23 protein-coding genes are annotated in these 26,465 nt (G+C 71.6%); 7 read left to right on the top strand and 16 right to left on the bottom strand.

Annotation, left to right across the window (positions count from 1 at the left end):
- Positions 1–1,467: heavy metal translocating P-type ATPase (locus tag GT007_RS19445; RefSeq protein WP_236571765.1), on the bottom strand; the 1,467-nt coding region annotated here is incomplete at its 3' end.
- A 182-nt stretch (positions 1,468–1,649) separates the two neighbouring features.
- Between GT007_RS19445 and GT007_RS19440 the strand changes: the two genes are divergently transcribed.
- Positions 1,650–1,988, top strand: coding sequence for a hypothetical protein (locus tag GT007_RS19440; RefSeq protein ID WP_160123332.1), 339 nt, complete (start codon positions 1,650–1,652; stop codon positions 1,986–1,988).
- Positions 1,989–1,996: 8 nt separating this feature from the next.
- Here the strand turns inward: GT007_RS19440 and GT007_RS19435 are convergent, their stop codons facing one another.
- The 6 genes from GT007_RS19435 to GT007_RS19410 all read right to left on the bottom strand — a co-directional run bounded on the left by GT007_RS19435 (position 1,997) and on the right by GT007_RS19410 (position 10,666).
- Complete coding sequence (locus GT007_RS19435) at positions 1,997–3,301, bottom strand: ATP-binding protein (protein ID WP_160123331.1); 1,305 nt, start codon at positions 3,299–3,301, stop codon at positions 1,997–1,999.
- Complete coding sequence (locus GT007_RS19430; protein ID WP_268894561.1) at positions 3,298–4,050, bottom strand: response regulator; 753 nt, start codon at positions 4,048–4,050, stop codon at positions 3,298–3,300. Before GT007_RS19430 ends, GT007_RS19435 begins: the two co-directional genes overlap by 4 nt.
- A gap of 9 nt (positions 4,051–4,059) precedes the next feature.
- Positions 4,060–4,443, bottom strand: coding sequence for a hypothetical protein (locus GT007_RS19425; protein WP_160123330.1), 384 nt, complete (start codon positions 4,441–4,443; stop codon positions 4,060–4,062).
- 259 nt (positions 4,444–4,702) lie between these two features.
- Positions 4,703–7,828 carry an efflux RND transporter permease subunit gene (locus tag GT007_RS19420; protein WP_160123329.1) on the bottom strand — a complete coding sequence of 1,042 codons (3,126 nt, stop codon included), beginning with the start codon at positions 7,826–7,828 and terminating at the stop codon, positions 4,703–4,705.
- Between the two features lies 1 nt (position 7,829).
- Positions 7,830–9,449, bottom strand: coding sequence for an efflux RND transporter periplasmic adaptor subunit (locus GT007_RS19415; protein WP_236571766.1), 1,620 nt, complete (start codon positions 9,447–9,449; stop codon positions 7,830–7,832).
- Positions 9,450–9,451: 2 nt separating this feature from the next.
- Positions 9,452–10,666 carry a TolC family protein gene (locus GT007_RS19410; protein ID WP_160123327.1) on the bottom strand — a complete coding sequence of 405 codons (1,215 nt, stop codon included), beginning with the start codon at positions 10,664–10,666 and terminating at the stop codon, positions 9,452–9,454.
- 290 nt (positions 10,667–10,956) lie between these two features.
- Between GT007_RS19410 and GT007_RS19405 the strand changes: the two genes are divergently transcribed.
- Positions 10,957–12,579 (top strand): PAS domain-containing sensor histidine kinase, encoded by a 1,623-nt coding sequence (locus GT007_RS19405; RefSeq protein ID WP_160123326.1) that lies wholly within the window; start codon positions 10,957–10,959, stop codon positions 12,577–12,579.
- Here the strand turns inward: GT007_RS19405 and GT007_RS19400 are convergent, their stop codons facing one another.
- Positions 12,580–13,566 (bottom strand): Bug family tripartite tricarboxylate transporter substrate binding protein, encoded by a 987-nt coding sequence (locus tag GT007_RS19400; protein ID WP_160123325.1) that lies wholly within the window; start codon positions 13,564–13,566, stop codon positions 12,580–12,582.
- Between the two features lie 198 nt (positions 13,567–13,764).
- On the bottom strand, positions 13,765–15,093 hold the full coding sequence (locus GT007_RS19395) for an NAD(P)/FAD-dependent oxidoreductase (RefSeq protein WP_160123324.1): 1,329 nt from the start codon (positions 15,091–15,093) through the stop codon (positions 13,765–13,767).
- A gap of 104 nt (positions 15,094–15,197) precedes the next feature.
- Between GT007_RS19395 and GT007_RS19390 the strand changes: the two genes are divergently transcribed.
- The 3 genes from GT007_RS19390 to GT007_RS19380 all read left to right on the top strand — a co-directional run bounded on the left by GT007_RS19390 (position 15,198) and on the right by GT007_RS19380 (position 17,696).
- Entirely contained in the window at positions 15,198–15,542 is a 345-nt protein-coding gene (locus GT007_RS19390) for a RidA family protein (RefSeq protein ID WP_160123323.1), read from the top strand.
- Positions 15,543–15,651: 109 nt separating this feature from the next.
- Positions 15,652–16,380 carry a trehalose-phosphatase gene (gene otsB / locus GT007_RS19385; protein WP_160123322.1) on the top strand — a complete coding sequence of 243 codons (729 nt, stop codon included), beginning with the start codon at positions 15,652–15,654 and terminating at the stop codon, positions 16,378–16,380.
- Positions 16,365–17,696, top strand: a complete 1,332-nt coding sequence (locus GT007_RS19380; RefSeq protein WP_160123321.1) for an alpha,alpha-trehalose-phosphate synthase (UDP-forming) — start codon at positions 16,365–16,367, stop codon at positions 17,694–17,696. Before otsB ends, GT007_RS19380 begins: the two co-directional genes overlap by 16 nt.
- Positions 17,697–17,698: 2 nt before the next feature.
- Here the strand turns inward: GT007_RS19380 and GT007_RS19375 are convergent, their stop codons facing one another.
- The 7 genes from GT007_RS19375 to GT007_RS19345 form a co-directional block, all read right to left on the bottom strand.
- Entirely contained in the window at positions 17,699–18,958 is a 1,260-nt protein-coding gene (locus GT007_RS19375) for an MFS transporter (RefSeq protein WP_160123320.1), read from the bottom strand.
- A 215-nt stretch (positions 18,959–19,173) separates the two neighbouring features.
- Positions 19,174–19,449, bottom strand: a complete 276-nt coding sequence (locus GT007_RS19370) for a BolA family protein (RefSeq protein WP_160123319.1) — start codon at positions 19,447–19,449, stop codon at positions 19,174–19,176.
- A gap of 9 nt (positions 19,450–19,458) precedes the next feature.
- Positions 19,459–20,442, bottom strand: coding sequence for a tripartite tricarboxylate transporter substrate binding protein (locus tag GT007_RS19365; protein ID WP_160123318.1), 984 nt, complete (start codon positions 20,440–20,442; stop codon positions 19,459–19,461).
- Positions 20,443–20,469: 27 nt separating this feature from the next.
- Positions 20,470–21,342 (bottom strand): fumarylacetoacetate hydrolase family protein, encoded by an 873-nt coding sequence (locus GT007_RS19360; RefSeq protein WP_160123317.1) that lies wholly within the window; start codon positions 21,340–21,342, stop codon positions 20,470–20,472.
- Positions 21,343–21,355: 13 nt separating this feature from the next.
- Positions 21,356–22,321, bottom strand: a complete 966-nt coding sequence (locus GT007_RS19355; RefSeq protein ID WP_160123316.1) for a Bug family tripartite tricarboxylate transporter substrate binding protein — start codon at positions 22,319–22,321, stop codon at positions 21,356–21,358.
- A gap of 31 nt (positions 22,322–22,352) precedes the next feature.
- A complete protein-coding gene (locus GT007_RS19350) occupies positions 22,353–23,303 on the bottom strand; it encodes a Bug family tripartite tricarboxylate transporter substrate binding protein (RefSeq protein WP_160123315.1) in 951 nt (316 codons plus the stop codon).
- 86 nt (positions 23,304–23,389) lie between these two features.
- Positions 23,390–24,367, bottom strand: a complete 978-nt coding sequence (locus GT007_RS19345; protein ID WP_160123314.1) for a Bug family tripartite tricarboxylate transporter substrate binding protein — start codon at positions 24,365–24,367, stop codon at positions 23,390–23,392.
- 36 nt (positions 24,368–24,403) lie between these two features.
- On the opposite strand from GT007_RS19345, the gene GT007_RS19340 reads away from it, so the two are divergent.
- The gene (locus GT007_RS19340) at positions 24,404–25,741 is read left to right on the top strand and encodes a replication-associated recombination protein A (protein ID WP_160123313.1); all 1,338 of its coding nucleotides are present in this window, start codon (positions 24,404–24,406) and stop codon (positions 25,739–25,741) included.
- Positions 25,738–26,079 (top strand): fluoride efflux transporter FluC, encoded by a 342-nt coding sequence (locus GT007_RS19335; RefSeq protein ID WP_160123312.1) that lies wholly within the window; start codon positions 25,738–25,740, stop codon positions 26,077–26,079. Before GT007_RS19340 ends, GT007_RS19335 begins: the two co-directional genes overlap by 4 nt.
- Positions 26,080–26,465: the final 386 nt, after the last annotated feature.

Raw genomic sequence — 26,465 nt, 5'->3', positions numbered from 1 at the left:
GGCCTGGGCCTCGCTGGCCGGGGGCAGCGGCATGCCGCGCGCGGCGGCCTCGGCCAGGATGGCGCGGGCCAGGGGGTGGGCGCTGCCGGCCTCCACCGCCGCGGCCTCGGCCAGCAAGGCGGCGCGGCTGACACCCGGCGCGGGCAGCAGCTTGGTCACGCGCGGGTGGCCCGCCGTCAGCGTGCCGGTCTTGTCGAAGCCGATGGCGGTGGCCGCACCCAGCGCCTCCAGCGCGGCACCACCCTTCACCAGCAGCCCGCGCCGCGCCCCGGCCGACAGGCCGGACGCCATGGCCGCCGGCACCGAAATCACCAGCGCGCAGGGGCAGGCGATCAGCAGCACCGCCAGCCCGCGGTACAGGCTGGTCTGCCACGCCCAGCCCAGCAGCGGGGGCGCCAGCAGGATCACGGCCAGCGACACCGCCATGGCCCCGGGCGTCCACCAGGTGGCGAAGCGTTCGATGAAGCGCTGCGTGGCGGCGCGGGAGGCCGTGGCATCCTCCACCAGCCGGATGATGCGGGCGATGGTGTTCTCGGAGGCCGCATGGCTGACGCGCACGCGCAGCACCGCCCCGGCATTGATCGCGCCCGCCACCACCGCATCGCCCGGGCCGCGCGGCACCGGCACGCTCTCCCCGGTCACGGCGCTTTCGTCCAGCTCGGACTGGCCGTCCTCGACCACGCCATCCGAGGGCACGCGATCGCCAGGGCGCACCAGCACCAGGTCACCCACCGCGAGTGCCGAGGCCGGCACCTGCACCGTGACATCATCGGGGCCGAGGCGCAGCGCCGTGTCCGGCATCAGCTTGGCCAGCGCGCGGATGCCCGCCCGGGCGCGGCCGGCGGCCACATTCTCCAGCCACTCGCCCACGGCGAAGAGCAGGACGACCACCGCCGCTTCCTCCGCCGCGCCGATCACGATGGCGCCGAGGGCGGCCACGCACATCAGCGTCTCGATGCTGAAGGGCGTGCCGGCGCGGGCCAGCGCGATGGCCCGGCGCCCGAAGGGGATCAGCCCCGCCAGGGTGGCGGCCAGGAACAGCCATTCCTTCGCGGCGGGCAGCAGCAGCCCCGCGATCCAGGCGGCCGCGACCAGCCCGCCCAGCAGCCAGACCAGCCGCGCCTTGCCGGTGTTCCACCAGGGGGTGCCGGCGGGGGCTTCCTCCTCATGATCATGGCCGTGGCCCGCGTGATCGCCGGGTGCCGGCGCCGGGCCCGGGGCTGCGGCGGCGGCGGCGGCGGCGGCGGCGGCGGCGGCCGGAGCGATGGCGTATCCCAGCCCCCGCACCACCCCCGTGGCGCGCGCCGAGGCCTCGGCGGAGGCCGCGTCGAAGGACAGGCGCTCCGCCATCAGGTTCACCTCCACCGCGCTGACGTCCGGCAACGCCTCCAGCGCCGTGGTGATGCGCGCCACGCAGGCGGCGCAGTCCATCCCACTCACCCGGAAACTCAGCCTGGAACCGCTCATCGCAGTGTCTTTCCTGTCTGGTGGCATGGCCTGCTTCCCGGGGTGGGAAACGGCGCGCGACCCCCGCACCCGCCGAGGCGGGGCAAGGAGACATAGTTTGTCATTCCGGCGTCACTCAGCAACGCGGGCGGCGGGACATATCGGGGGTACGGCATCACGCCGCAGAAAAAGGAAAACGCCTCATGTTCCGCACGATCCTGCTGGCCAGCGCCCTGCTTTCCGGCCCCGCCTTTGCCAGCACCGCCTTCGCCAGCCCCGACATCCGCCTGATCCCCGGCGGCGCGGAGGGCAACGCCCCCCTCCATGTGGACGGCAACGAGGCGGGCGGCACGCCCATCATCCACCGCCCCGCCACGCCGCCCGGCGGCCCGGTGCGCAACGGCCCCGCCCGCCTGTCCGGTGACGCGCAGGAACCCGGCGTGACCTACACCGGCCCCGGCCAGGGCAACCACGGCAATGGCACGACGCCCAGCATCATCGGCACCGATGAGGGCCGGCCGCTGCTGCGCTATCCGGGCTGACAGCCGCATCACCCTGCCATGCTCCCGTATGGCAGCGTGACCCGAGCGATCAGGCCACCGCCCTGGGCCTCATCCAGTTCCAGCCTGCCGCCCTCGGCCAGGGCGAAGCGCTGGGCAGTGGCCAGGCCCAGCCCCAACCCACCGCCGCCCCGCGCGGGGTCCAGCCGAACGAAGGGCTGCAGCGCCTGCACCCGCTGCGCCTGGGGAATGCCGGGGCCATGGTCCCGCACCTCGACCACCACCTCACGCCCCGCCACCCGCAGCGCCAGGCTGACCGGCGGTGCGCCATGGGCCAGCGCGTTGTTCAGCAGGTTCTGGAAGGCCCGCTTCGCCGCCACCCGGCGCAGCGGCAGCACCAGGTGGTCCGGCCCCTCATAGCGCACGTCATGGCCCAGGTCCGCCGCCTCATCGGCCAGGGTCTGCAGGATGGCCGCCAGGTCGGCGCGCACGGCGGGCTCCGCGTCCCGCCCCTCCCGGAAATAGGCCAGCGTGCCGGAGACCATGCCCTCCATCTCCCGCACCTCGGCCTCGATGCGGGTGCGTTCCTCGCCTTCCGGCAGGAAGGAGACACGCAGCCGGAGCCGCGCGAGCGGCGTGCGCAGGTCATGGCTCAGCGCCGCCAGCGCCTCCGTCCGGTCCTCGATCAGGCGCACGATGCGCGCCTGCATGGCGTTGAAGGCCTGGGCGGCCTGGCGCACCTCCACCGGACCGCTGGTGGACAGGATGGCCGGCCGGGGGTCGCGCCCCAGCCGGTTCGCGGCCTCCGACAGGCGGCGCAGGGGTTCGGTCATCCAGCCCACCACCGGGATGGAGGCCAGCAGGATGCCGAAGGCCATCGCCGCCACCAGCAGCCAATCCCCCACATTCTCCGGCAGGCCATGGGCGGGCGGGTCCTCGACCGTGAAGCGCACCCAGCCTTGGTCACCCACGCGCAGCCGGCCGCTGAGAGTGGAATCATCCCGCCCCGCCACCTCGGCACGGGGGCCGAGACGGCGCTGCAACTCCCGCGCCGCATCGCCGGCCGGGGCCGCGGGCCATTCCGGCCGCTCCCGCTGCCAGGACAGCGCGATGCCCGGCAGGGACAGCGCCGCGACCGCCTGGGGCCGGGTGTCCTCCGTTTCCATCAGCGCGGTGCCGGCGGCGGCCAGGATGCGGTCCGTCACCTGCGCCTCGAAGGCGTTCAGCTCCGCGCCATGCAGGGTGCGCTCATGGATCAGCATGCTGCCGACATGCAGCAGCGTCAGCCCGCCCACCAGCAGCCACACCGTGCGCCCGGCCAGGCTGCGCGGATCGAACAGGCGCCACAGCCTCATTCCCGCGTCACGGCCGGCACGAAGACATAGCCGCTGCCGCGCACCGTCTTGATGATGGCCGGGCTGCTGTCCCCCGGCTCGATCTTGCGGCGCAGGCGGCTGACCTGCACGTCCATGCTGCGGTCGGAGACGTCGATGCTGACACGCCGCTTGGCGATTTCCATCAGTTGCTCGCGGTTCAGCACCCGTTGCGGGTGTTCCAGGAAGGCCAGCAGCAGGTCGTATTCCGCCCCCGAGAGGTCCACGATGGCGCCGTTGGGGGAGAACAGCTCCCGCGCCTTCAGATCCAGCGCCCAGCCGGCGAAGCACAGGCGCCGCGCGACGCCCTCCGGGCTGGCGGGGTCGCCCATGGAGCGGCGCAGCAGCGCGCGCACGCGGGCCACGAACTCCCGCGCGCCGAAGGGCTTGGTCACGTAATCGTCGGCGCCCATTTCCAGCCCCACCACGCGGTCGGTTTCGTCCCCCCGCGCGGTCAGCATGATGATGGGGATGCGCCCGCGCTGGCGCAGCCGCCGGCACAGGTCGAACCCCGAGGCGCCGGGCAGCATCACATCCAGCACGATCAGGTCGGGCGGGGTGGCCGCGTTCTCCAGCAGGTCCCACATCTCCCGCCCGTCGCGGGCGGGCAGCACGCGGAAGCCGGCATCGCGCAGCAGCCGGGCGACGAGGTGGCGCATCTCGCCATCATCCTCCACCACCAGGATGCTGGCCTCCGGGTCCAGCAGCCGGTCCTCCCGCGCTTCGGTCAAGGCGTCCTCCTACGGTGCCACGGGGAAGCGCACGGAACGCTGCGGCTGGCCAGGCAGGGTCAGGGATGCCACCACCCGGGTGCCGCGCGCCACGAACTCCCCCTGCCCCACCAGATAGGCGTTCCCGGGCCCGGCCGCGAGCCGCAGCGTCTGCTGCCGCCCCTGGGATTGCAGCACCGCCGAGCCGGCCACGCCCGTGGCGGGCATGGGCTGGTCCTGCTCGTTCAACAGATAGATGCGCAATTCGCCATCGCGCAGCACCAGCTCCAGATGCTGGTTGCCGAGCTCGGCGACCACGCCGCCATTGGGGCCGGCGCCATGGCTGTGGGAATGGCCGGATTGGGCCAGGGCGGGGGTGGCGAAAGGCAGGGTGAGGAAGAGGCGACGGAACATGAAGGTTCTCCTGATGGGTGGTTCGGTTGAGGGCCCTGCCCTCAAACTCCCGCTCGGGGGGAAATGACTTTCCCCCCGAGATCCCCCCATTACTTTTTGGGAGTTTTCAGGGGGAATTTTCTCAGTATTATCAATACTATATTTCAATTTACCACGAGAGCACCGCGGAGTGGTGCGCCACTGGGGTCCGGGGACACGTGTGTCCCCGGCCGGGAGGGTGTGGGAGGGGCTGCGCCCCCCCCAGGGACGGCGCGCCCCATCAGAACGCCTCCTGCATCTTGCCTTCCGCCTCCTCCCGCAGCCGCTCCAGCGCCGGCCGCCCGAAGCGGTGGAACAGGATGGGTGTCACGAAGGTATCCAGCAGCGTGGCCGTCACCAGCCCGCCCAGGATGGTGACCGCCACCGGGTGCAGGATCTCCTTGCCCGGCGCATCCGCGCCCACGGTCAGCGGCAGCAGCGCGAGCCCCGCCGACAGCGCCGTCATCAGCACCGGCGTCAGCCGTTCCGCGCTGCCGCGCAGCACCAGCGCCAGGCCCCAGCGCTCGCCCTCGAACAGAGCCAGGTTCAGGTAGTGGCTGATCTTCAGGATGCCGTTGCGCGCCGCGATGCCCGTCAGCGTCACGAAGCCCACCAGGGTGGCGACCGAGAGCGGCAGCCCCGCGATCCAGATCGCCGCCACCGCGCCGATCAGCGCCAGCGGCACATTGCCCATCACGATCAGCGCCAGCACGGCCGAGCGGTAGCGCGAGTACAGCACCACAAAGATCAGCGCGAGCGACAGCGCGGCCAGCACGCCGATGGTGCGCATCGCTTCCTCCTGCGCCTGGAAGGTGCCTTCGAGCGCGGTGGAATAGCCGGGCGGCAGCTCGATGCGCGCCAGCTCGGCGCGGATGCCCGCCACCACCTGCGCCATGTCGGCCCGGCCATCGGTGTTGGCCTGCACCACGATGCGCCGGCGCGCGCCCTCCCGCAGCACCTGGTTAGGGCCATCCGTGTCCTCCACGCTCGCCAGCAGGCGCAGGGGCACGCGCCCGCCCGGGGTTTCGATCAGCGCATCGGCCAGCCGCGCGGTGGTGCGGTCGGCATCGGGCAGGCGCAGCACCAGGTCATAGCGGCGGGCGCCGTCCATGATCTGGCTGACCACCTCGCCGCCGGTCAGGGATTGCATGCGCGCCAGCAGCGCGGGGGTGGAGACGCCGTAGAGCGCCGCGCGCTCATGGTCGATCGCGATGCGCAGCTGCGGCACCCGCACCTGGCGTTCCAATTGCAGGTCCACCAGCCCCGGCACATTGGCCGCGAGGCGGGTGCGGATGCCCTCGGCCACCGCGCGCAGCCGGTCCAGATCGTCGCCGAACACCTTCAGCGCGATCTGCGCCTGCACGCCCGAGAGCATGTGCTCCAGCCGGTGGCTGATCGGCTGGCCCAGGCTGACCGAGCCCGGCAGCACCGACAGCCGCGCCCGCAGATCGGCCAGCACCTCCGCGCGCGGGCGGGCGCTGGGGGCTAGGTCCACATCCAGCTCGGAACGGTGCACGCCCTCCGCGTGCTCATCCAGCTCGGCACGGCCGGTGCGGCGGCTGACGCCGCGCACCTCCGGCACCTCGCGCACCAGCGTCTCGGCCACGCGGCCCAGATCGCTCGACTGGTTCAGGGAGATTCCGGGCTGGAAGGTGAGGGAGATCAGCACCGTGCCCTCATTGAACACCGGCAGGAAGGCGCGCGGCAGCAGGGGAATGGAGGCCCCGGCCAGCAGCACCGCGCCGCCCGCCAGCCCCAGCACCGCGCCCCGCCGCGCGAAGGCCCAGCGCAGCAGCCGGTCGTTCAGCGCCTTCAGCCTGCGGACCAGCCAGCCCTCATGCCCGCCCAGATTCTTCATCCCCGGCAGCAGGAAGTAGCAGAGCACCGGCGTGACCGTGATCGACACGATCAGGGAGGACAGGATGGCCACGATGTAGGCGACGCCCAGCGGCGCGAACAACCGCCCCTCGATGCCCGACAGCGCGAACAGCGGCAGGAAGACCAGCACGATGATCATGGTGGCGTAGACGATGCCGGAGCGCACCTCCATGCTCGCCTGCGCGATCACCTGGGCGATGGGGCGGGGCTTGGGCAGGTGCCGGTTCTCGCCCAGGCGGCGGAACACGTTCTCCACATCCACCACCGCGTCGTCCACCAGCTCCCCCACCGCGATGGCGATGCCGCCCAGCGTCATGGTGTTGATCGACAGGCCGAGCGCCGAGAACACGATCACGCTCAGCAGGATCGAGAGCGGGATGGCGGTCAGCGAGATGAAGGTGGTGCGCGCGTTCAGCAGGAAGCCGAACAACACGATGGTGACGACCACCGCCGCTTCCAGCAGCACCTGGCGCAGATTGGCGATGGAGGTCTCGATGAAGCTGGCCTGGCGGAACTTCACCCGGTCCGCCCGCACGCCGCGGGGCATGCCGGCCTGCAGACCGGCCAGGGCGGCCTCCACCGCGCGGGTCAGGCGGATGGTGTCGGCGCCGGGCTGTTTCTGGATGCCGAGGATGACGGCGGGCCCGGCATCCACCCCCGCGTCGCCACGCCGGAAGCGCGCGCCGAAATCCACTTCGGCCACCTGGCGCAGCAGGATGGGCTGGCCCTCCCGGAAGCCGACCGGGGCGTTGCGCAGATCCTCCAGCGCGGTGGTGCGGGCCAGGTTGCGGATCAGGTACTCCCGCCCCGCCTGGTCCACATAGCCGCCGCCGGCATTGGTGCCGAACTGGCGCAGCGCCGTCTCCAGCGCCTCCATCCTGATATCGAGCAGCTGCATCCGCCGCAGGTCCGGCATCACGCGGAACTGCCGCACCTCCCCCCCGATCGGGATGATCTGGGAGACACCGGGAATGGTCAGCAATTGCGGGCGCATCACCCAATCGGCCAGGGTGCGCAGCTCCATGGGGGAGACACTGCCATCGGCCGGCGCGGTCATGGCCACCAGCATGATCTCACCCATGATGGAGGAGACGGGCGCCATCACCGGCTGCACGCGGGGCGGCAATTGCGCGGCCACCTGGCCCAGCCGCTCATTCACCTGCTGGCGGGCACGCCAGATATCGGCGCCCCAGTCGAATTCCACGAAGACGATGGACAGGCCGACGGAGGAGACGGAGCGCACGCGCGTGACCCCCGGCAACCCGTTCATCGCCGTCTCGATGGGGAAGGAGACGAGCTGTTCCGCCTCCTCCGGTGCCATGCCCTCGGCCTCCGTCATCAGGGTGACGGTGGGCTTGTTCAGGTCGGGGAAGACATCCACCGGCAGGCCGGCCAGCGTCCAGCCGCCATAGGCGAGGATGATGGCCGCCGCGATCAGCACGAACAGCCGGTTGCGCAGGGAAAAGCCGACCAGCGTGTTGAAGAGCATCTCAGCGCACCTGCGCGATCAGGCCGGCGCCCTGGACGACGATGCGCGCGCCGGGGTTCACCCCCTCCGTCACCACCACCCGGGCGCCGTCCAGCGGCTGCACCCGCACCGGGCGGGGTGCGAAGCGCTCGGCGCTCGTGTGCTCGAACACCACGGGCGGGCCCTCGGCGGAGCGCACCACGGCATCGGCCGGCAGGATGATGCCCGAGAGGTTCCGCCGCACCCGCAGCAGCACCACGACGGGCGAGCCCACATCCACATCCGCCGGCGGCGCAATCACCCGGAAATTCAGCGGCACCGCCTGCTGCCGGCGGGCCAGGCCGCGGCCGGTGAATTCCAGCTCCAGCGCGCGGCCATCCGGCAGGGTGGCGCTGGCGCCCGCGATGTTGTCCAGGCTGGTGCGCTCGAAGGCCAGCGCCTCCACCCACAGCCGGGCGGGGTCCACGATCTCGAACACCGCCATCTGGTTGTCCACCAGCTGGCCCAGCGCGGCGCGCACGACCGAGACCGAGCCAGAGACCGGGGCCACCAGCGCCTCCCGCCCCGAAAGCGCGGGCTGGATGGCCGCGCGGCGCTGGCGGGCGCCGGCGAGTTCGGCCTGGGCCTCCTGGATCTCGCGCTCCGACACGCTGCCGCGCAGGGAGAGCAGCCGGGTGGCGCGCGCCTGCAGGATGGCGATCTGCGCGTCCAGCTCGGCCGCGTTCTGGGTCAGCGTGCCGCGCTCGGCGGCGGTGTAGCTGGGGGTGACATAGGCCAGCACCTGGCCGCGCTCCACCCGCTGGCCGAGGGTGGGCAGGCCGCGCTCGCCCCCCTCCAGCCGCCCGGTCTGGGAGGGCTGGACCCGGCCGGAGGCATTGGGATCGGGCACGATGCCGCCGGGCATCTGCAAGGTGGCGAAGGCCTCGGCGGTGGCGGTCGCCTGGGTGCGGATGGCCAGCAGCCGCTGCGAGGGCTTGGGCAGGAAGACCGTGCCGTCCTCCATGCGGCGGGGCGGCTCGGCGACGCCAGTTTGGGCCAGGGCGGGCGAGGCCGCGAGCAGCATCAGCAACCCCACCGCCAGGGGGGCGGCCTTGCGGGGCGCCTCATCCTCCACCATCGGCGGCAGCGGGCGCGGCGCGGAGAGCCGACCGAGCGCCAGCCCGCCCAGCAACAGGGCAAGCCCGCCGATCAGCAGCACCGGCGCCTCCCGCAGGGCATCCAGCCAGCCATGCGCCTCCTCCGCGTGTTCCGCCGGGGCCGGGGCTTCCAGCGTGCCGGTCAGCAGGTCCATCTCCTCCCCGGCCGAGACGCTGAAGATCAGGTCGATGCTGCCCGGCCGCGCCAGGCGCGGGTGGCGCAGGGAAAACAGGCCGACCCCCAGCCGCTCCGCCGCGACCTCCTGGCCCTCGATGGTGACGGTGATGGCGCCGTCGGCCGGGGCATTGTCCGCCCAGCGGTCCAGGTACAGCAGCATCAGCCCGCCCGGCTGCAGCACGCCCACCAGCTCGAACAGCTCGCTTTCGGCCTGCAGGCGCGGCAGGGCGTTGCTGGCGACGGGGGCCTCGTCGTCATGCCCCTCATGCGCGCGGACAGGCAGGGCCAGCAGGCAGGCGATGAGCGCCAGCGGCAGGAAGCGACGCATGATCAAGGCTCGACCCCCAGGATCTGATTGATGACCGAGGCGGCCCGGTCACGCTCCACCCGCGCCCGGCGGCGGGCGATGTCGGATTGCGCGAGCTGCGCGCGGGCGCGCGTCAGCTCGATGAAAGGCAGGTTGCCGGCGCGATAGGCGGTCTCGACCAGCCCCGTCTGCTCGGCCAGCGCGCGGTGGCGCTGCTCGGTCAGGCGGGTCAGCTCCTCCGCGTCCTCGCGCTGGGCGCGGGCGCGCTGCTCGGCGGCCTCGGCATTGCGCAGGGTGGTGGCGAGCCGCGCCTCGGCACTGACGGCCTCGGCCCGGGCGGTCGCCACGCGCTCCTGCACCTGCGGCGGGTGGGAGAAGGGAATGCGGATGCCGATCACCGGCCGGTCCACCCAGCGTTCCCCGAAATCGCCGCGCTCGCGCCGCCAGCCGGCGAACAGGCTCGGGCTTTCGCGGTCGCGCACCCGGGCCAGGCGTTCCTCGGCGCGGGCCAGGTCGAGGCTGGCGCGCAGCAGCACCGCCTGCGGCAGGTCGCGCATCGCGGCCCCGGGGACCGGGACGCGGGCCATGGGCTCGGCCGCGCCCGGGGAAGGGTTCTGCCCCGTCAGCGCGCGGAAGGCGAGCACGGCCGCGCGCTGCTGCGCCTCGGCCAGTCGGGTGGCACCTTCGGCGTCGCGCGCCTCGGCCTGGGCCAGCAGCAGGTCGGTGCGCGGGGCGTTGCCGGCGCCGGCCTGGCGGCCCATGTCGCGCTCCAGGTTGCGGGCGGCCGCGACGCGGGCGCGGGCCGCCTCATGCTCCGCCACCGCCAGGGCCCAGGCCCAATAGGCTTCCCGCACCTCGCCCGCGACGGCGATGCGGGCCTGGCGCAGCCGGGCGTCCAGCTGGGTGTCCTGGGCCGAGACGGTGCCGCGCAGGGCGCGCGCCTCGCCGGGCATCCAGATCGGTACATCGGCCGTCACCTCGAATTCCTGGTAGCCGCCGCGTCCCGGATTCGCCTGGCTGCGCCAGGAGGGGCTGACGCTGGTGGCACCCGGCAGCAGTGCCTCCGCGCCCCGGCGCCGGGCGGCCAACACCTCCCGCTGGGCGGTGGCGGCGCGGATCTCGGCGTTCAGTTCCAGCGCGAGGGCGAAGCCCGCGCGCAGGTCGGCCGCCCTGGCGGCCGGTGGCGAGAAGCCCAGCAGCACGGCCAGGGCGGGGAGGAGCAGGCGGGAAGGCGGCATACCCCCGGTGATGCCGCCGGGCCGGTGACCTGTGGTGTCCGGGGTGTGACAAAACATTGCAGGGCCACCCCTGCCGGCCGTGTGGCGGCCCACCGCCGGAGGGCGCCACAACATATGTTAATCAGATCGATCGAATAATCATTCTTGAGAATAAAATTATTTCACAATAGTTTGTTTTAATTTGCTTATTCCCGATGGAACAATTAACAGTCCTGTTATAAACAAGGACCACTCAGGGCGGTGAAATGCCCTTCCAGGATCCAATCCAAATCCAATCCAGCACGTGGACCATGATGGGCGCTGACGCCGAAGACACCGCCTCCCCCCTGCATGCTGCCCTGGCGGTCAGCGAGGCCCGGCTGCGCCGTGTCCAGCGGATCGGCATGGTCGGCGGTTTCGAGATCGAGCTGCACAGCGGCATCAACCATCGCTCGGGCGAATACATGGCCTTGCAGGGCCAGCATGCCGCCCCGGTGACGGAGCGGCACCAGGATTGGATCGCCCGCCTGCACCCCGAGGACCGGGAGAAGGCGGAACGCACCTTCCTGCGGGCCATTGCCCAGGATTCCGGCATCACGGACTACGCGCAGGAATACCGGATCATCACCCCCGCCGGCGAGGTGCGCTGGATCTCCGCCCGCGCCGAGATTGAACGCGCCCCGGATGGCACCGCACTGCGCGTCGTCGGCGCCCATGTGGACGTGACGCGGCTGAAGCAGACGGAGGCCGCCCTGGCCACCAGCCGGGCCGAGCTGCAGGAATTGCTGGCCACGCTCGACTTGGCCACGGTGATGGTGCGCGACATGGAAGGGCGCATCCAGTTCTGGTCCAGCGGCTGCGAGCGCCTGCTGGGCTGGAGCGCCGCCGAGGCCAAGGGCCGCGTGGCGCGGGAACTGCTCGATACCCTGTTCCCCCAGCCCTTCCCCGAGATCGAGGCCCAGCTGCTGCGGGAGGGGGAATGGACCGGCGACCTGGTCAGCCGCCACCGCGACCGCCGCCCCATGGTGCTGGCCACCCGCAAGGTGCTGCACCGCGATCGCCAGGGCCAGCCCGCCGCGGTGATGGAAAGTTTCGACGACGTGACCGCGCTGCGGCAGGCGCGGGCGGAATTGCAGGCGCTGAACCACAGCCTGGAACAGCGCGTGTCCGAAGAAGTGGCCCGGCGCGAGGCGATCCAGGCCCGCACCGCCCATGCCGAGCGCATGCAGGCGCTGGGGGAGCTGGCCGGCGGCATGGCGCATGACATGCGCAACATCCTGCAGATGGTCAGCAGCGCCTCCGCCATCATCGCCGATGTGGTGGACGACCCGGACCAGGTGCTGGCCATGCTGGATGCGCTGAACGCGGCGGTCGAGCGCGGGGACGCGGTGGCGGGCCGGCTGCTGGCCTTCGCCCGCCGCTCCGAGTTGAGCGCCACCCCCATCGACGCCGCGGCCCTGCTGGAGGATCTGCGCATCGTGCTGGAGCGCACGCTGGGCCGGGCCTATGCCTGCGACGTAGCGGTGCCACCCGGGCTGCCGCCGCTGATGGCGGACCGCCGGCAGCTGGAGGCAGCACTGGTGAACCTGGCCGTCAACGCGCGCGACGCGATGCCCGAGGGCGGCGTGGTGCGGCTCTCGGCCAGGCTGGAGGAGGCGGCGGACAGCCCGGACGGGTTGCCCGGCGCCTATATCCGCCTGGAAGTGACCGATACCGGCACCGGGATGGACGAAGCCACCCTGGCCCGGGTGGTGGAACCTTTCTTCACCACCAAGCCGGTGGAACAGGGCACCGGGCTCGGCCTGCCCATGGCCAAGGGCTTCGCCGAGCAGTCGGGCGGCGGGCTCGCGATCCGCAGCGCGCCGGGGGAAGGCACCACCGTGTCGCTGTGGCTGCCGGTCGCGGGACAATCGGCGGGACAGTCGGCGGGGTGATCAGGCCCCGGCGCGGATGCCGGCGGCCTGGATCACGGCACCCCAGACGCGGCGGTCTTCCATGATCTCCGCGGTGTAGGCGGCGGGGGTGCCGTTGGTGGCGACCAGGAAGCGGCTTTCCAGCCGGGCGCGGAATTCGGGCGTGCTCATCGCGCGGTTGATCTCCTCGTTCCAGAAGGCCAGCCATTCGGGGGGCGTGCCAGAGGCCATGACCATCCCGTAGCCGACATCGCCGGTGAAGCCCGCGATGGTCTCCCGCGCCAGGGGCACATCCGGCAGGGTGGTGTTGCGCTCGGTGGAGACGAAGGCGATGGGGCGCAGGCGCCCATCGCGGATGAAGGGCAGGGATTCGGGCAGCAGCGAGAAATACAAATCGGAATTGCCGGCCATGATGTCCAGCAGGGCGGGGGTGCCACCGCGATACTGGATCTGTTCCATGGTGATGCCGGCTTCGTGCATCAGGCGCGCGGCCAGCAGATGCGTCTGCCCGCCCTGGCCGGAATTGCCGATGTTCAGCTTGCCCGGATTGGCCTTGGCGTAGGTGATCAGTTCCGCCAGCGTGCGGTAGGGCGCGTTCGGCTGGCCGACCAGCACCATCGGCACGCGGATCAGGCTGGTGACATTGGCCAGGGCCTTGTCCACGTCGATCGGCGCCATGGCGCCCGGCAGCACGGGCGTGGTGGCCAGGGTGGCGGTGGAGGACATCGACATGGTGTAGCCATCCGGCGCGTTGGCCGCGGCCTGCATGGCGATGAAGGTGCCCGCGCCGCTGCGGTTCTCGACCACGATGTTGCGCCCGCCCAGGCGCGGGCCGATCGCCTCGGCCAGCATGCGGCCCAGCAGGTCCACCGTGCCGCCCGGGGCATAGGGGCAGATCAGCCGCACGTCGCGCGTCAGCACGGGGCCGGCGGCGCGGGCGATGGCCGGGGCGGCGACGGCACCGAAGGACAGGGCGAGGGTGGCCAGGGCTTGGCGGCGGGTGAGCATGGTGGAATCTCGGCTGCTGTGCTGCGGCCGAGATTAAGTGAGGTTAATGACCGCACAAGCCTAAGCGGTGGCGCGAATATGGGCGGACGGGGATATCGGAACAATGTTCCGCACAGTCACGCGCCAGTCTGCCGCCAGATTGATCTGCCATGCGGCCCGCCCCCCGATGGGCCACATCGCATTTGCTTTCAATTTCATTCAAACCATGCCGGGCGCCTTGGCCACCGTCCCGTCGATCAGGCGCTCATGCCGGAAGGGGGTGGGGTCCACGATCGGCGGATCCCCCAGCGCCAGGTCCGCCGCCAGATGGCCGGAGGCCGGGCCGGTGCCGAACCCATGCCCGCTGAACCCCGCCGCCAGCACGAAGCCCGGCAGGGCTGCGATGGGCGCGATCACCGGCAGGCCGTCCGGCGTCCAGTCGATCGCCCCGCCCCAGCTTTCCACCGCCCGGATGCCGGCCAGCTGCGGATAGGCCTCCACGATCGCGGCCAGCGCCTGGTCGATCAGGGATTGCTGCGGCGCCGGGTCCAGCACCCGCACCCGCTCGAAGGGGGAGACCTGGTCGAGCGACCATTTGGACCATGCTTCCGGCCCCTCGATGAAGGAGCGGCCCAGGCGGATGCTGATCTTGTCGAAACGGGACTTGAACATGGGCCAGAATTCGCGCGCGTAGCGCAGGCCCTGGGGCGCGATCTCCAGCCGGCCGCGCCCACTAAGGCCCACGGTGAAGCCGCCATCCTCGCGCCGGCGGAAGGTGAATTTGGGGGTGGAGATACCGCCCTCCGTCACGCCCGCGACCGGGGAGGTGCGGAAGCTGGTGGCCCGGATGCTGGCCTGCGGCAGCGACACGCCATGATGGCGCAGGAACATGGAGGCCCAGGCGCCATTGGCGCAGATCACGCTCTGGGTGCGGATGGTGCCCATTTCCGTCACCACGCCGCTGACGCGCCCGCCCTGCATCTCCAGCCCCCGGGCCGCGCAGTTCTCGACGATGGCCGCGCCGTGGCGCATCGCCAGCCGCGCCAGGGCGGGGCAGGCCAGGCGCGGCTCGGCCCGGCCATCGGTGGGCGAATGCACGCCCCCCACCCAGGGCAGCGCGGAGCCGGGCGACATCTCCTGGGTCTCCTTCGCGCTCAACATCCTCGTCTGCACGCCGAAGGGTTTGGCGACCTGGGCCCAGTTCTCCCACAGGGCCACATCGGCCTGGCTGCGGGTGACATAGACCAGCCCCTTGCGGCGGAAGCCCAGATCCTCGTTGGTTTCGGCCTGCAATTCCTCCCACATGCGCAGGCTGTGCTGGGCCATGGGGATTTCGGCGATGTCGCGGTTCTGCTGGCGCACCCAGCCCCAGTTGCGGCTGGACTGCTCGCCCCCGATCACGCCCTTCTCGACCAGCGCCACGGAATGCCCGCGCCTGGCGGCGAACAGCGCGGCGCACACCCCCACGATGCCGCCGCCGATCACCACGACATCCGCGGCCGGCGGCGGTTTCGGGGTGGGGGTGATGCGGTCGACCATAAGGGGCATGCGGGGTCTGCCTGAGCTGGAGGGGCGGGCGATAGGGCGCCGTGATGTTTCACTATAGTGTTCGCCACCCCCGGCGGAGTCACCCCCGGGCCCGAGGAATTCCGATGACCGAACGCCATCTGCAAACGCCCATCATGCACCGCGCCGTGGTGCACAACGGCACCGTCTATCTGGCCGGCACCACGGCCGACGACACCAGCCTGGGCATGCGCGGCCAGACCGAGCAGATCCTGGCCAAGTTCGACAAGTTCCTGGCCGCCGCCGGTTCCGACAAGACGAAGCTGCTGTCGGTGACGATCTTCATCGCCGCCTTCGACCAGAAGCCGGAGATGGACCTGGCCTGGAAGGAATGGATGCCCGCCGAGCACCGCCCCACCCGCGCCACCGTGGGCGTGCAGGAACTGGGCAAGAACGTGCTGATCGAGATGACGGCTATCGCCGCGCTGTAAGCGCGGCCAAGGCGGGGGCGCCGCGCTTTAAGGCGGGGGCGCGTCGCGGTTTTCTTCGCGGCGCGGCAAAAACTTTGCATCCCTTTCCGCGTTGCGGCGTTTCCCTGGCATGGACTCCGATCTGCCTGCCGCGCCGGACCTGTTGCGCCGCCACGCCCTGCTGCTCGATATCGACGGCACCCTGCTCGACATCGCCCCCCGGCCCGATGCCGTGCGGGTGCCACCCGGCCTGCCCGGCCTGCTGAACAGCCTGCACGCGCAGCTGGGCGGCGGGCTGGCGCTCGTCACGGGCCGGCCGCTGGAACAGGCGCAGGCCCTGCTGGGCCCCCTGCCCACCGCCGCCGAGCACGGCGCGGTGCTGCACATCCCACCTGCCCCGCCCCGCCGCCTCGCCCTGCCGCGCGTGCCCTACGCCTGGCAGCTGGCCACCACCGCCCTGCTGCACGCCCATCCTGGCACCCTGCTGGAACTGAAGCATGGCGGCTTCGTGCTGCATTACCGTGGCGCCCCCGATGCGGGCCCGGCGCTGGAGGCGGCGCTGCGCCCGCTGCTGGCCGCCGATCCGCGCTTCGAGCTGCTGCCCGCCGCCATGGCCTGGGAGATCCGCCCGGCCGGGGCCGACAAGGGCCGGGCGCTGCGGGCCCTGATGACGGTGCCGGGCTTCGCAGGCCGGCTGCCGCTGTTCATCGGGGATGACGTGACCGACCTGGCCGCCATCGATGCCGCCCGCGCGCTGGGCGGCATCGGGCTGCACATGGCCGACAGTTTCGGCACCCCGGGCCGGCTGCGCCAGTGGCTCATGACCTTGCAGGAGAATGCGCCATGGCTCGCCTCGTAATCGTCTCCAACCGCGTGCCGGTGCCCAAGGGGCGCGCGGCGTCGCAGCCCGGCGGCCTCGCCGTCGCGCTGAAGGATGCGCTGCAGGGGCGCTCCGCCCTGTGGTTCGGCTGGTCCGGCCAGATCGGCAAGGGCGACGGAAACGACACGCCCTCCATCCTCGATGCCGCGGGCGTGCGCTATGCCACCATCGACCTCTCGGACGCCGAGCATCGGCTGTACTACACGGGCTTTTCCAACGGCACGCTGTGGCCGCTGCTGCATTACCGCATGGGGCTGGTGGAGTTCCGCCGCGAGGAGGAGGAAGGCTACCGCGCCGTCAACGACCGCTTCGCGCGCGTGCTGGCCGGGCTGCTGGCGCCCGATGACGTGGTGTGGGTGCATGATTTCCATCTGTTCCCGCTGGCCGCGGCGCTGCGGCGGCTGGGGGTGCGCAACCGCATCGGCTTCTTCCTGCATGTCCCCTTCCCGCCCGCCGCCCTGTTCGCCGCCCTGCCGCGCGGCGACGGCCTGCTGCGGGACCTGGCCTGCTACGACCTGCTGGGCATGCAGACCGAGGAGGACAGCCAGAACCTGCGCGGCGCGCTGGAGGGCTCGGGCCTCGCGGCGCGGGTCGAGGCCTTCCCGATCGGGCTGGATGCCGAGGGCTTCGCCAAGCTGGCCCAGCGCGCCGCCCGCTCCGCCGATACCCGGCGCCTGGCCGAAAGCCTGAATGGCCGCGCCCTGCTGCTGGGGGTGGACCGGCTGGATTATTCCAAGGGCCTGCCCAACCGCTTCCTGGGGATGGAGCGCCTGCTGCGCCGCTTCCCCGGGCACAGCCGGCACGTGACCTTCCTGCAGGTGGCCCCGGTCTCGCGCGGGGAGCTGACGCAATACCGCGCGCTGCGCCGGCAGCTGGATGAGCTGGCCGGCCGCATCAACGGCCAGCACGCGGATGTGGACTGGGCGCCCATCCGCTGGATCACCCGCGCCACCGCCCGGGCCAGCCTGGCGGGCTATCTGCGGCTGGCGCGGGTGGGTGTGGTCACGCCGCTGCGCGATGGCATGAACCTGGTCGCCAAAGAACATGTCGCGGCGCAGGACCCGGCGGACCCGGGCGTGCTGGTGCTGTCGCGCTTCGCGGGGGCCGCGGCCGAGCTGGGCGGCGCGATCCACGTGAACCCGCATGACCCGGACGAGATCGCCGAGGGGCTGAACACCGCCCTGACCATGGGGCTGGAGGAACGCGTGGCCCGCTGGCACGACAACACCGCCTGCCTGAAGACCAACAGCGCGGCGCAATGGTCCCGGGGCTTCCTGGCGGCGTTGAACGCCTGACCTCAGGTGCCCCGCACCACCCCGAGGGGCAGTTCCGTCTCGTCGGCCACATGGGCCAGCTGGCCCATCCCAGGGTCCACCGCCACGAAGGAGCGCTCCTTCCAGCGGCTGCGCGGCACCAGCAGGAAGCGCCACAGCGCCACCGCCACGAACAGCGCCGCCACCCCGGCCACATACAGGAACACCCCGGCCACCCCCGCCCGGCCCATGATGGCCGTGCCGAGGATAGGCCCAAGGAAAGAGGCGATGCCGTTGATCAGGATGAGCGAGCCGCTGGTGGAGACCACCTGCTCCGGCGCCACGCGGTCATTCGCGTGGGCCACGCAGACCGGATAGATGGTGGACATGAAGCCGCCCAGCAGGAAGGTCACGGGCAGCACCGCCCATGACACCCCGAAGGGCAGCAGGGCCAGCGCCACGGCGCAGCCGCAGAAGCCCAGCGCCACCCCGCCCGCCACCAGCCGCCGGTCCAGATTGTCCGAAAGCCGGCCGACCGGGATCTGGAAGGCCAGCCCGCCGAAGATGGCGGTGGCGACATAGGCCGAAACGGCGCTGGCCGGGATGCCCTGGGTCTGCGCATAGGCGGGGATCAGCGCGTAGAAGGTGCTGCCCATCAGCCCGGCGGCGGCACAGCCCGCCACCGCCACCGGCGCCAGGCGGCGCAGCGCGCGCAAGCCCAGGCGCGGGCTGCGCGTGACGGTGGGCGCGGTCGCGCGCGTCAGGCTGACCGGGATCAGCGCCAGGCAGAACAGGGCGGCCGCGATCGAGAACAGCTCGAACCCCCTCGGCGCCGGCAGGTTGATCAGGAACTGCCCGGCGCCGAAGGCCAAGTTTGTCGCGACCATGTAGAAGGCGAAGACCGTGCCCCGGTTCTGGCTGGTGGCGCTGCCGCTGAGCCAGCTTTCGGCGGTGATGAACAGCCCGGCGCAGCCGAAGCCGGTCATCAGCCGGATCGCCACCCAGGCGGGGGCGGAGGTGAAGACCGGCTGCAAGGCGATGGAGGCCGCGACCAGCCCGGCCAGCGCCGCGAACAGCCGGATATGCCCCACCCGCAGCAGCAGCGGCCCCAGCGTGGCCGCCCCCAGCGTGTAGCCGCCGAAATAGCTGGCCAGCACCAGACCCACGGCCAGGGGCCGAAAGCCAGCGCCGGCGGCGCTCATGGAAACCAGCGTGCTCAGATAGCCATTGGCCAGCTGCACCACGCTGATGCCCAGGATGGTGGCCCCGACCGAGACGATGATACCGGAGAACAAGCGCCGCACCTCTTCCATCCTTCAGGATGGTGCAACGCGGCGGAGGGCGGCGGGGTTGCGTCAGAGACCATTTGGGAATGTGGCGGTTGAGGGCTGGTGCGGTATTTTTCGGGCTGGGCAGGAAGTCGCGCCGCTCCGATGTGGTTCATCGGAGCAAGCGGCTGACGCACCCAACACGGAAAAGACCGCACCAGACCGACCCGTCCGTATTCCCAAACGGTCTCTCAGCCCTCGCCGGGGGCGCGCAGCTTCAGCGCCAGCGCGTGCAGCCCGGCCTGGAACTCCCCGGCCAGGGCCTCATTCACCAGGCGCGAGCGCGCGACCCGGTTCAGCCCCGCGAAAGCCGCGCTGGTCATCGCCAGCGTGTAGTGTGTCTCGCCCCCCGGCCGGGCGCCGGCATGGCCCGCGTGCAGGGCGCTGTCATCGGTCAGTTCCAGCGCCTGGGGCGCGAAACGGCTGGTCATCAGAGCGCGGATGCGCTCGGCTCGGCTGTCGGTCATGCGGGGATTCTACTCCACCCGGCCGATGCGCCGCACCACCTGCACCAGCCTGGCGTGATCCTCGGCCACGAAACCGCGGAAGGCATCGCCATCCAGATAGGCCATGGGGCTGCCCGCGGCCTCCAGCGCGCGGTTCGCCTCCGGGTCGCGGGCGGCCTGGGCCAGGCAGCGGCGGATCTCCTCCTGCACCGGGGCGGGGGTGGCGGCGGGGGCGAAGACGCCGGCCCAGATGGTGTACTGCACCTCCTCCAGCCCCTTCTCGCGGAAGGTCGGCACATCGGGCAGGCCCGGCAGGCGCTCGGCCGCCCAGCTGGCCAGGGCGCGCAGCCGCCCGGCGCGGATGTGCTGCATGATAGGGCCGGTGCCGCTGGCCAGCGCCTGCACCGTGCCCGACAGCAGCGCCGTCAGCGCCGGCGCGCCGCCCTGGAAGGGCACATGCAGCATGTCGATGCCCACGGCATTCGCGAACATCGCCATCGGCGTGTGCAGGGCCGAGTAGTTGCCGGAGGAGGAATAGCTGATCGCGCCCGGCCGCGTGCGGGCATCGGCGATGAAGGCGTCGATATCCCGCCAGGGCGCGTCTGCGCGCACCACCAGCACGGTGGGGTCGGCGGTGATGCGCGCGATGGGGGCAAGCTGCTCCACCTCGTATTGCGGCTGGCGGCCGTTCACGCGCTCCGATTCCGGCAGGATCAGCACGGAGGACAGCGCCATCAGCAGCGTCGAGCCATCGGGGGCCGCGCGCGCGACATAGGCATTGCCCAGCGCGCCCGAGGCGCCCGCCCGGTTCACCACCGGCACGGCGGAACCCAGGATGCGCTCCATGGCCGCCGCCGTGGGCCGGGCCGAGACATCCGCCTGCCCACCGGGCGGGAAGGCCACCACCATGCTGACCGCCCTGCCCTGCGGCCAGGCGGCACCTTGCGCTTGCGCCAAGGCGGGGGCGAGCGAGGCCGCCAGCAGCGGCCGCCGTCCGAATTGTCCGATGTTCATGGGCTCGTTTCCTCCTGCTGGGCGTGGCTACACGACCGGGTTCTCCAACACGCCGATGCCGGGCACCTCGATGCGCACCACATCGCCGGGCACCATGAATTTCGGCGGGGTGAAGCCGATGCCCACCCCGGCCGGGGTGCCGGTGGCGATCACGTCGCCCGGCTCCAGCGTGATGGCGGCCGAGATCGCCTCGATCAGCGTCGGGATGTCGAAGATCAGGTCCGAGAGGGGGGCGTGCTGGCGCCGCTCGCCGTTCAGCCAGGTGGTCAGCGTCAGCTTCGTGGGGTCCGGCACCTCATCGGCGGTCAGGATGGCCGGGCCCATGGGGGCGAAGCTGTCCAGGCCCTTGCCGAGGATCCACTGGCTGTGGCGCTTCTGCAGGTGCCGCGCCGTCACGTCGTTCACGATGGTGTAGCCGAACACGTGGTTCAGCGCCGCGTCCTTCGCGATGCCGCGCCCGCCCTGGCCGATCACGACCGCCAGCTCGCCCTCGTAGTCGAGGCCGCCGGACGGGTCCATCGCGCTCAGGATGGGCTCGCCCTGGGCGATGATCGCGGTGTGCGGCTTGGAGAAGACGACCGGGTAGCTCGGCACCACCTCCTTCGCGCCGCCATCGAAGCCGGAGCCCGCGAATTCCTTCGCGTGCTCATGATAGTTCTTGCCGACGCAGAAGATGTTCTTGGGCGTGCGCGGGATGGGGGCGAGCAGCTTCGCGCCCTCGACCACCGGGGCGCGGATGAAGGCGGCATAGGCCGCGGCCAGCGCCGGCGCCCCCGCCGCGATCAGCCCCAGCATGTCCTTCGGCAGGCTGTGGTCGGCGGCGGAAAGGTCCCGCACCGCCTCGCCATCCATCGCGCCGATGCGCGCGCCATTGCCGTCGTCGAATGTGACCAGCCGCATGGCCGTTTCCCCCTCAGCTATCCAGCCGGATGTTGTTGTCCCGGATGATGGCGCCAACCCTGGCACGCTGCTCCGTCAGGAAGGCAGCGAATTCGGCCGGGCTGCTGGCGATGATCTCCGCCCCCATCACCGCGTGGCGGTCCCGCACCGTGGGGTCGTGCAGCGCCTTGTTGGAGGCGGCGGCGAAGCGCTCGATCGCGCCCTGGGGCGTGCCGGCGGGGGCGAAATAGCCCAGCCATTCGTTCAGCGTGAAACCCTGGTAGCCCAGCTCCAGCATGGTCGGCACATCGGGGAAGGCCGGGATGCGGGTGGGGGTGGCCACCGCCAGGGCACGCAGCTTGCCCTCCCGGATCAGGGGGGCGACCAGCGGGGTGGTGTTGAAGATGAACAGCGTCTCACCCGCCAGCAGCCCGGGGATCGCCTGCGACGACGCGCGATAGGGCACATGCGTCACATCCACCCCCGCCTGCTGGGTGAACAGCACGGCGGCGAGATGGGAGGTGAGGCCGATGCCGGTGCTGGCATAGGTCTCGCGGCCCGGGTTGGCCTTCAGCCGTTCCACCAGCCCGGCGACGGAGGTGATGCCCGTCTCGGCCCGCACCACCAGCAGGTTGGGCAGCAGGGCGGCAAGGGTGACGGGCGCGAAGGCCGTCGCGTAGTCGAAGCCCAGACCGCGCATCAGCAGCGGGTTGCTGATCTGCCCCGCGGCATCCAGCAGGAAGTTGTGGCCATCCGGCGCCATCTGCGCCGCCACGGCGGCCCCGATGGAACCCGAGGCGCCGCCCCGGTTCTCGATCACCACGGGCTGGCCCAGCTCCTGCGCCATGATCGGCGCGCAGAGGCGGATGGAGGCATCGGCCGAGCCGCCCGCCGGCCAGGCGGCCAGCACACGGACAGGCCGGGTCGGGGTGAAGCCCAGAGCGAGAGCGGGGGCGGCCAAGCCGGTCAGCGGCAGTGCGAGAAGAGATCGGCGATTCATGCGCCCAGCATGACGCGCCCTTCACCCGGCATCAATCCAGGCGGATGCCCTCGGCCTCGACCAGTTGGCTCATCAGGGCGCGCTCCCCGGCCAGGAAGGCCGCGAGATGGGCGGGGCCATGGGCCTCCGGCAGCAGGCCCATGTCGGACAGGCGCGGCTGGATCGCGGGCTCCGCCATCGCGGCGATGGCGGCGGTGGCGTGGGTGGCCACGATGCCGGGGGGCGTGGCGGCCGGCGCGTGCAGGGCCAGCCAGTCCATCATGGAGAAATCCGCCAGACCTTGCTCCGCCAGGCTCGGCACCTGCGGCAATTGCGCGGCCCGGCCGGGGGAGGAGACGCCCAGCGCGCGCAGCCGCCCCTCGCGGATCAGCGCGGCGGTCAGCGCGATGGAGGAAAAGCCGAACAGCGTCTCCCCCCGGATCTGCGCCGTGATCTGATCGGAACCGCCGCGATAGGGCACATGGGTGCCGGACAGCCCCCAGCGGCGCAGCAGCAGCGCGCCCGCCAGATGGGTGCGGCTGCCCACCCCCACGCTGCCATAGGTGGCGTTGCCGCCGGCGGCGCGGGCGCGCAGGGCCTGCAGGCTGTCGATCCCGGCATCGCCCGGCACCACCAGCACCAGCGGCAGGGTGGCCAGCAGCGTGACGGGCGCGAAGGCCGTGGCGTAGTCGAAGGGCAGCCCCCGCATGATGTAGGGGTTCACCGCATGCCCGCCGGAATCGAGCAGCAGCGTCAGCCCGTCGGGCGCGCTCTGGGCCACATGGGCGCTGGCGATGCTGCCCGCGGCCCCCGCGCGGTTTTCCGGCACCACCGGCTGCCCCAGCGTGGCCGCCATGGAGGGCGCGACCAGCCGGCCCAGCACATCGGTGCTGCCGCCGGGCGGGAAGGCGATGACCAGCCGTACCGGCCGCTGCGGGCGCCATGGTTGAGCGACGGCGGCGACAGGCAGGAACGGGGCGGCAAGCAGGCTTCGGCGCAGCATGCCCGGGGTTCTAGGGGCAAGCCGCGCGCCCGGCGAGTGACACGGGAGTGACAATCGCCACAGCCCGCGCCCCTACCCCTCGGCCCCTACCCCTCCGCGCGGATGTTCTCGGAGCGGATGAAGCTGCCCATCTTCTCCCGCTGGGTGGTCAGGTAGGTGGCGAAGGCCTCGGGCCCCGCCGCGCGCGGCACCAGCCCCAGCGCGGTGAAGCGGGATTGCAGGCCGGGTTCGGCCATCGCCGCGACCACCGCATCCCCCACCCGCTGGATAATGGCGTGCGGCGTGCCGGCCGGGGCGTAGATGCCGTGCATGTCCACCATGTCGAAGCCCGGAAAGCCGCTCTCGGCCACGGTGGGCACGCGCTCGAAGCCCGGGATGCGTTCCGCGCTGGAGGCCGCGATCGCCACCACCTGGCGGTCCGCGATCAGCGGCGCCGGCACGGCGAGGGTGGAGAAGGTGAACAGCGTCTCGCCGGCCAGGATGGAGGTCATCTGCTGCGCGCCGCCGCGATAGGGCACATGCTGCGCATCGAGCCCCGCCCGGCGCATCAGCATCGCCCCCGACAGGTGGGAACCGGTGCCGATGCCGGAGGAGCCATAGCTCTCCCGCCCCGGATTGGCGCGCAGATGGGCGATCAGCTTCTCCAGGCTGTCATGCGGGCTGCCGGTCTTCACCATCAGCACGGAGGGCAGCAGCGTCATCTGGCTGACCGGCGCGAAGGCGGTGGCGTAGTCGAAGCCCAGCCCCCGCATCAGGAAGGCGTTGGTGATGCCCCCGCCGGAATCCAGCAGGAAGGTGTAGCCATCGGGCGTGGCCCCGGCCACAGCGGCGGAGGCCACGGCGCCATTCGCCCCGCCGCGATTCTCGATGACGATGGTCTGGCCCAGGCTGCGTTCCAGATGCGGCGCCACCAGCCGGGCCAGCACATCGGTGCTGCCGCCGGGCGGAAACGAGACGACGAGACGGATGGGCCGGTGCGGCCAATCCTGGGCATTGGCCTGGGCCTGCGCGATGGACGGCGCGCACAGCAGCGCGGCCAGCATGGCCCGGCGCGGGTGACGCATGTTTTCCTCCCTGGTCTTTGGGCGCATCATGGCCCCATGTCCCCGCCCCGTCATGCGGAAAACGACCTGTTCGGCGCCGCACCCGAGATCGAAACACCCCCCGCCCCCGGGCAGCGCGGCCGCCGCCCGCTGGCCGACCGGCTGCGCCCGCGCACGCTGGATGAGGTGGTGGGCCAGGAAACCCTGCTCGGCCCCGATGGCGCGCTGCGCGCCATGCTGGCCCGCGGCTCCCTGCCATCGCTGATCCTGTGGGGCCCGCCGGGGGTGGGCAAGACCACCATCGCCCGCCTGCTGGCCGAGGCCGCGGGGCTGCATTTCACCGCGATTTCCGCCGTGTTCTCCGGCGTCGCGGATCTGAAGAAGGCGTTCGAGGAGGCATCGCGCAGGCGCGGCCGCACGCTGCTGTTCGTGGATGAGGTGCACCGCTTCAACCGCGCCCAGCAGGATGGCTTCCTGCCCTATGTCGAGGACGGGACCATCACCCTGGTGGGCGCCACCACGGAAAACCCCAGCTTCGCGCTGAACGGGGCCTTGCTCTCCCGCTGCCAGGTGCTGGTGCTGAACCGGCTGGAGGCCCCGGCGCTGGACGCGCTGCTGGGCCGGGCGGAGGCGCTGGAAGGCCGCGCCCTGCCCGTCACCCCCGAGGCCCGGGCCGCGCTCGCCGCCATGGCCGATGGCGATGGGCGCTATCTGCTGAACCTGGCCGAGCAGTTGCTGGCGCTGCCGGAGAACACCGCGCCGCTGGACGTGCCGAAGCTGCAGGCCCTGCTGGCCAAGCGCGCCGCGCTGTACGACAAGGACCGGGAGGAGCATTTCAACCTCATCTCCGCCCTGCACAAATCCATGCGCGGCAGCGACCCGGACGCGGCGCTGTACTGGTACGCCCGCATGCTGACCGGCGGCGAGGACCCCCGCTATATCGCCCGCCGCCTGACGCGCTTCGCCGCCGAGGATGTCGGCGCCGCCGACCCCACCGCCCTGCCGCTGGCCGTCGCCGCCTGGGAAACCTATGAGCGGCTGGGCAGCCCCGAGGGCGACCTGGCCCTGGCACAGCTGGTGGTGCACCTGGCCTGCGCGCCCAAATCCAACGCGGTGTACAAGGCCTTCGGCGCCGCCATGCGCGCGGCGCGCGAAACCGGCAGCCTGATGCCGCCCAAGCACATCCTGAACGCGCCCACCAAGCTGATGAAGCAGATCGGCTATGGCCGCGACTACGCCTATGACCACGACGCCGAGGAAGGTTTCTCCGGCCAGGACTACTTCCCCGAGGCGATGGGCCGCCAGCGCTTCTACAACCCCGAGGGCCGCGGCGCCGAGGCCGAGGTGAAGCGCCGGCTGGAGCATTGGGACAAGCTGCGCAGGGAACGGCGATGAACCCGCTCTATGCCGCGCTCGGCGGGGCGGTTGGTTCCGTGCTGCGGTATGGGCTCTCGACCCTGCTGAACACGGCGGCCTTCCCGTGGGGGACCATAGCCATCAACATCGTCGGCAGCGCCTGCATCGGGCTGTGCGCCGGCTATGGGCTGGGCGGCGGGGCCAGGGTGTTCCTGGTGGCCGGCGTGCTGGGGGGGTTCACCACCTTCTCGGCGTTCAGCCTGGAAACCGGACTGCTGTGGGAACGCTCGCCAGCACTGGCCGCGGTCTATGTGCTGGGATCGGTGGGGCTGGGGCTCGCGGCCTTCGCGCTGGCGTGGAACTGGGCGCGGGGGTAGGCGGCATCCTTTCTGGGAAGGCCGCCTGGGGAAGGCTCTGCCTTCCCCAAGGGAGCAAAGACTGGGGAAGGCTCTGCCTTCCCCAGACCCCATCCGCTGGGGAGATAAGATCTCCCGAGGCCCCTGCGAGGAGTTTGGGGACAGCGCTAATTCTATATAATTGATATTATTATATAATTTTACCGAAAAAACCTTCGCAGGCTCAAGTACTGTCCCCAAACTGACGGAAAGTAATGGGGGGTTCTCGGGGGGAAAGTCATTTCCCCCCGAGCGGGGGTCCGGGGGGGTACAAACCGGCTAGGTTGGTGACAGTTTGGACCGGCGACCTGGGTGACAGTCTTTGTTATCGACTGGGAGGACCGGTCGATGCCCTGGACGGAGATATC

The sequence above is a fragment of the Rhodovarius lipocyclicus genome, assembly GCF_009900765.1.
In the GTDB taxonomy this organism is placed as follows: domain Bacteria; phylum Pseudomonadota; class Alphaproteobacteria; order Acetobacterales; family Acetobacteraceae; genus Rhodovarius; species Rhodovarius lipocyclicus.
Note: the sequence above shows the minus strand (reverse complement) of the source record. Positions and strands in the feature narration are given on the sequence as shown.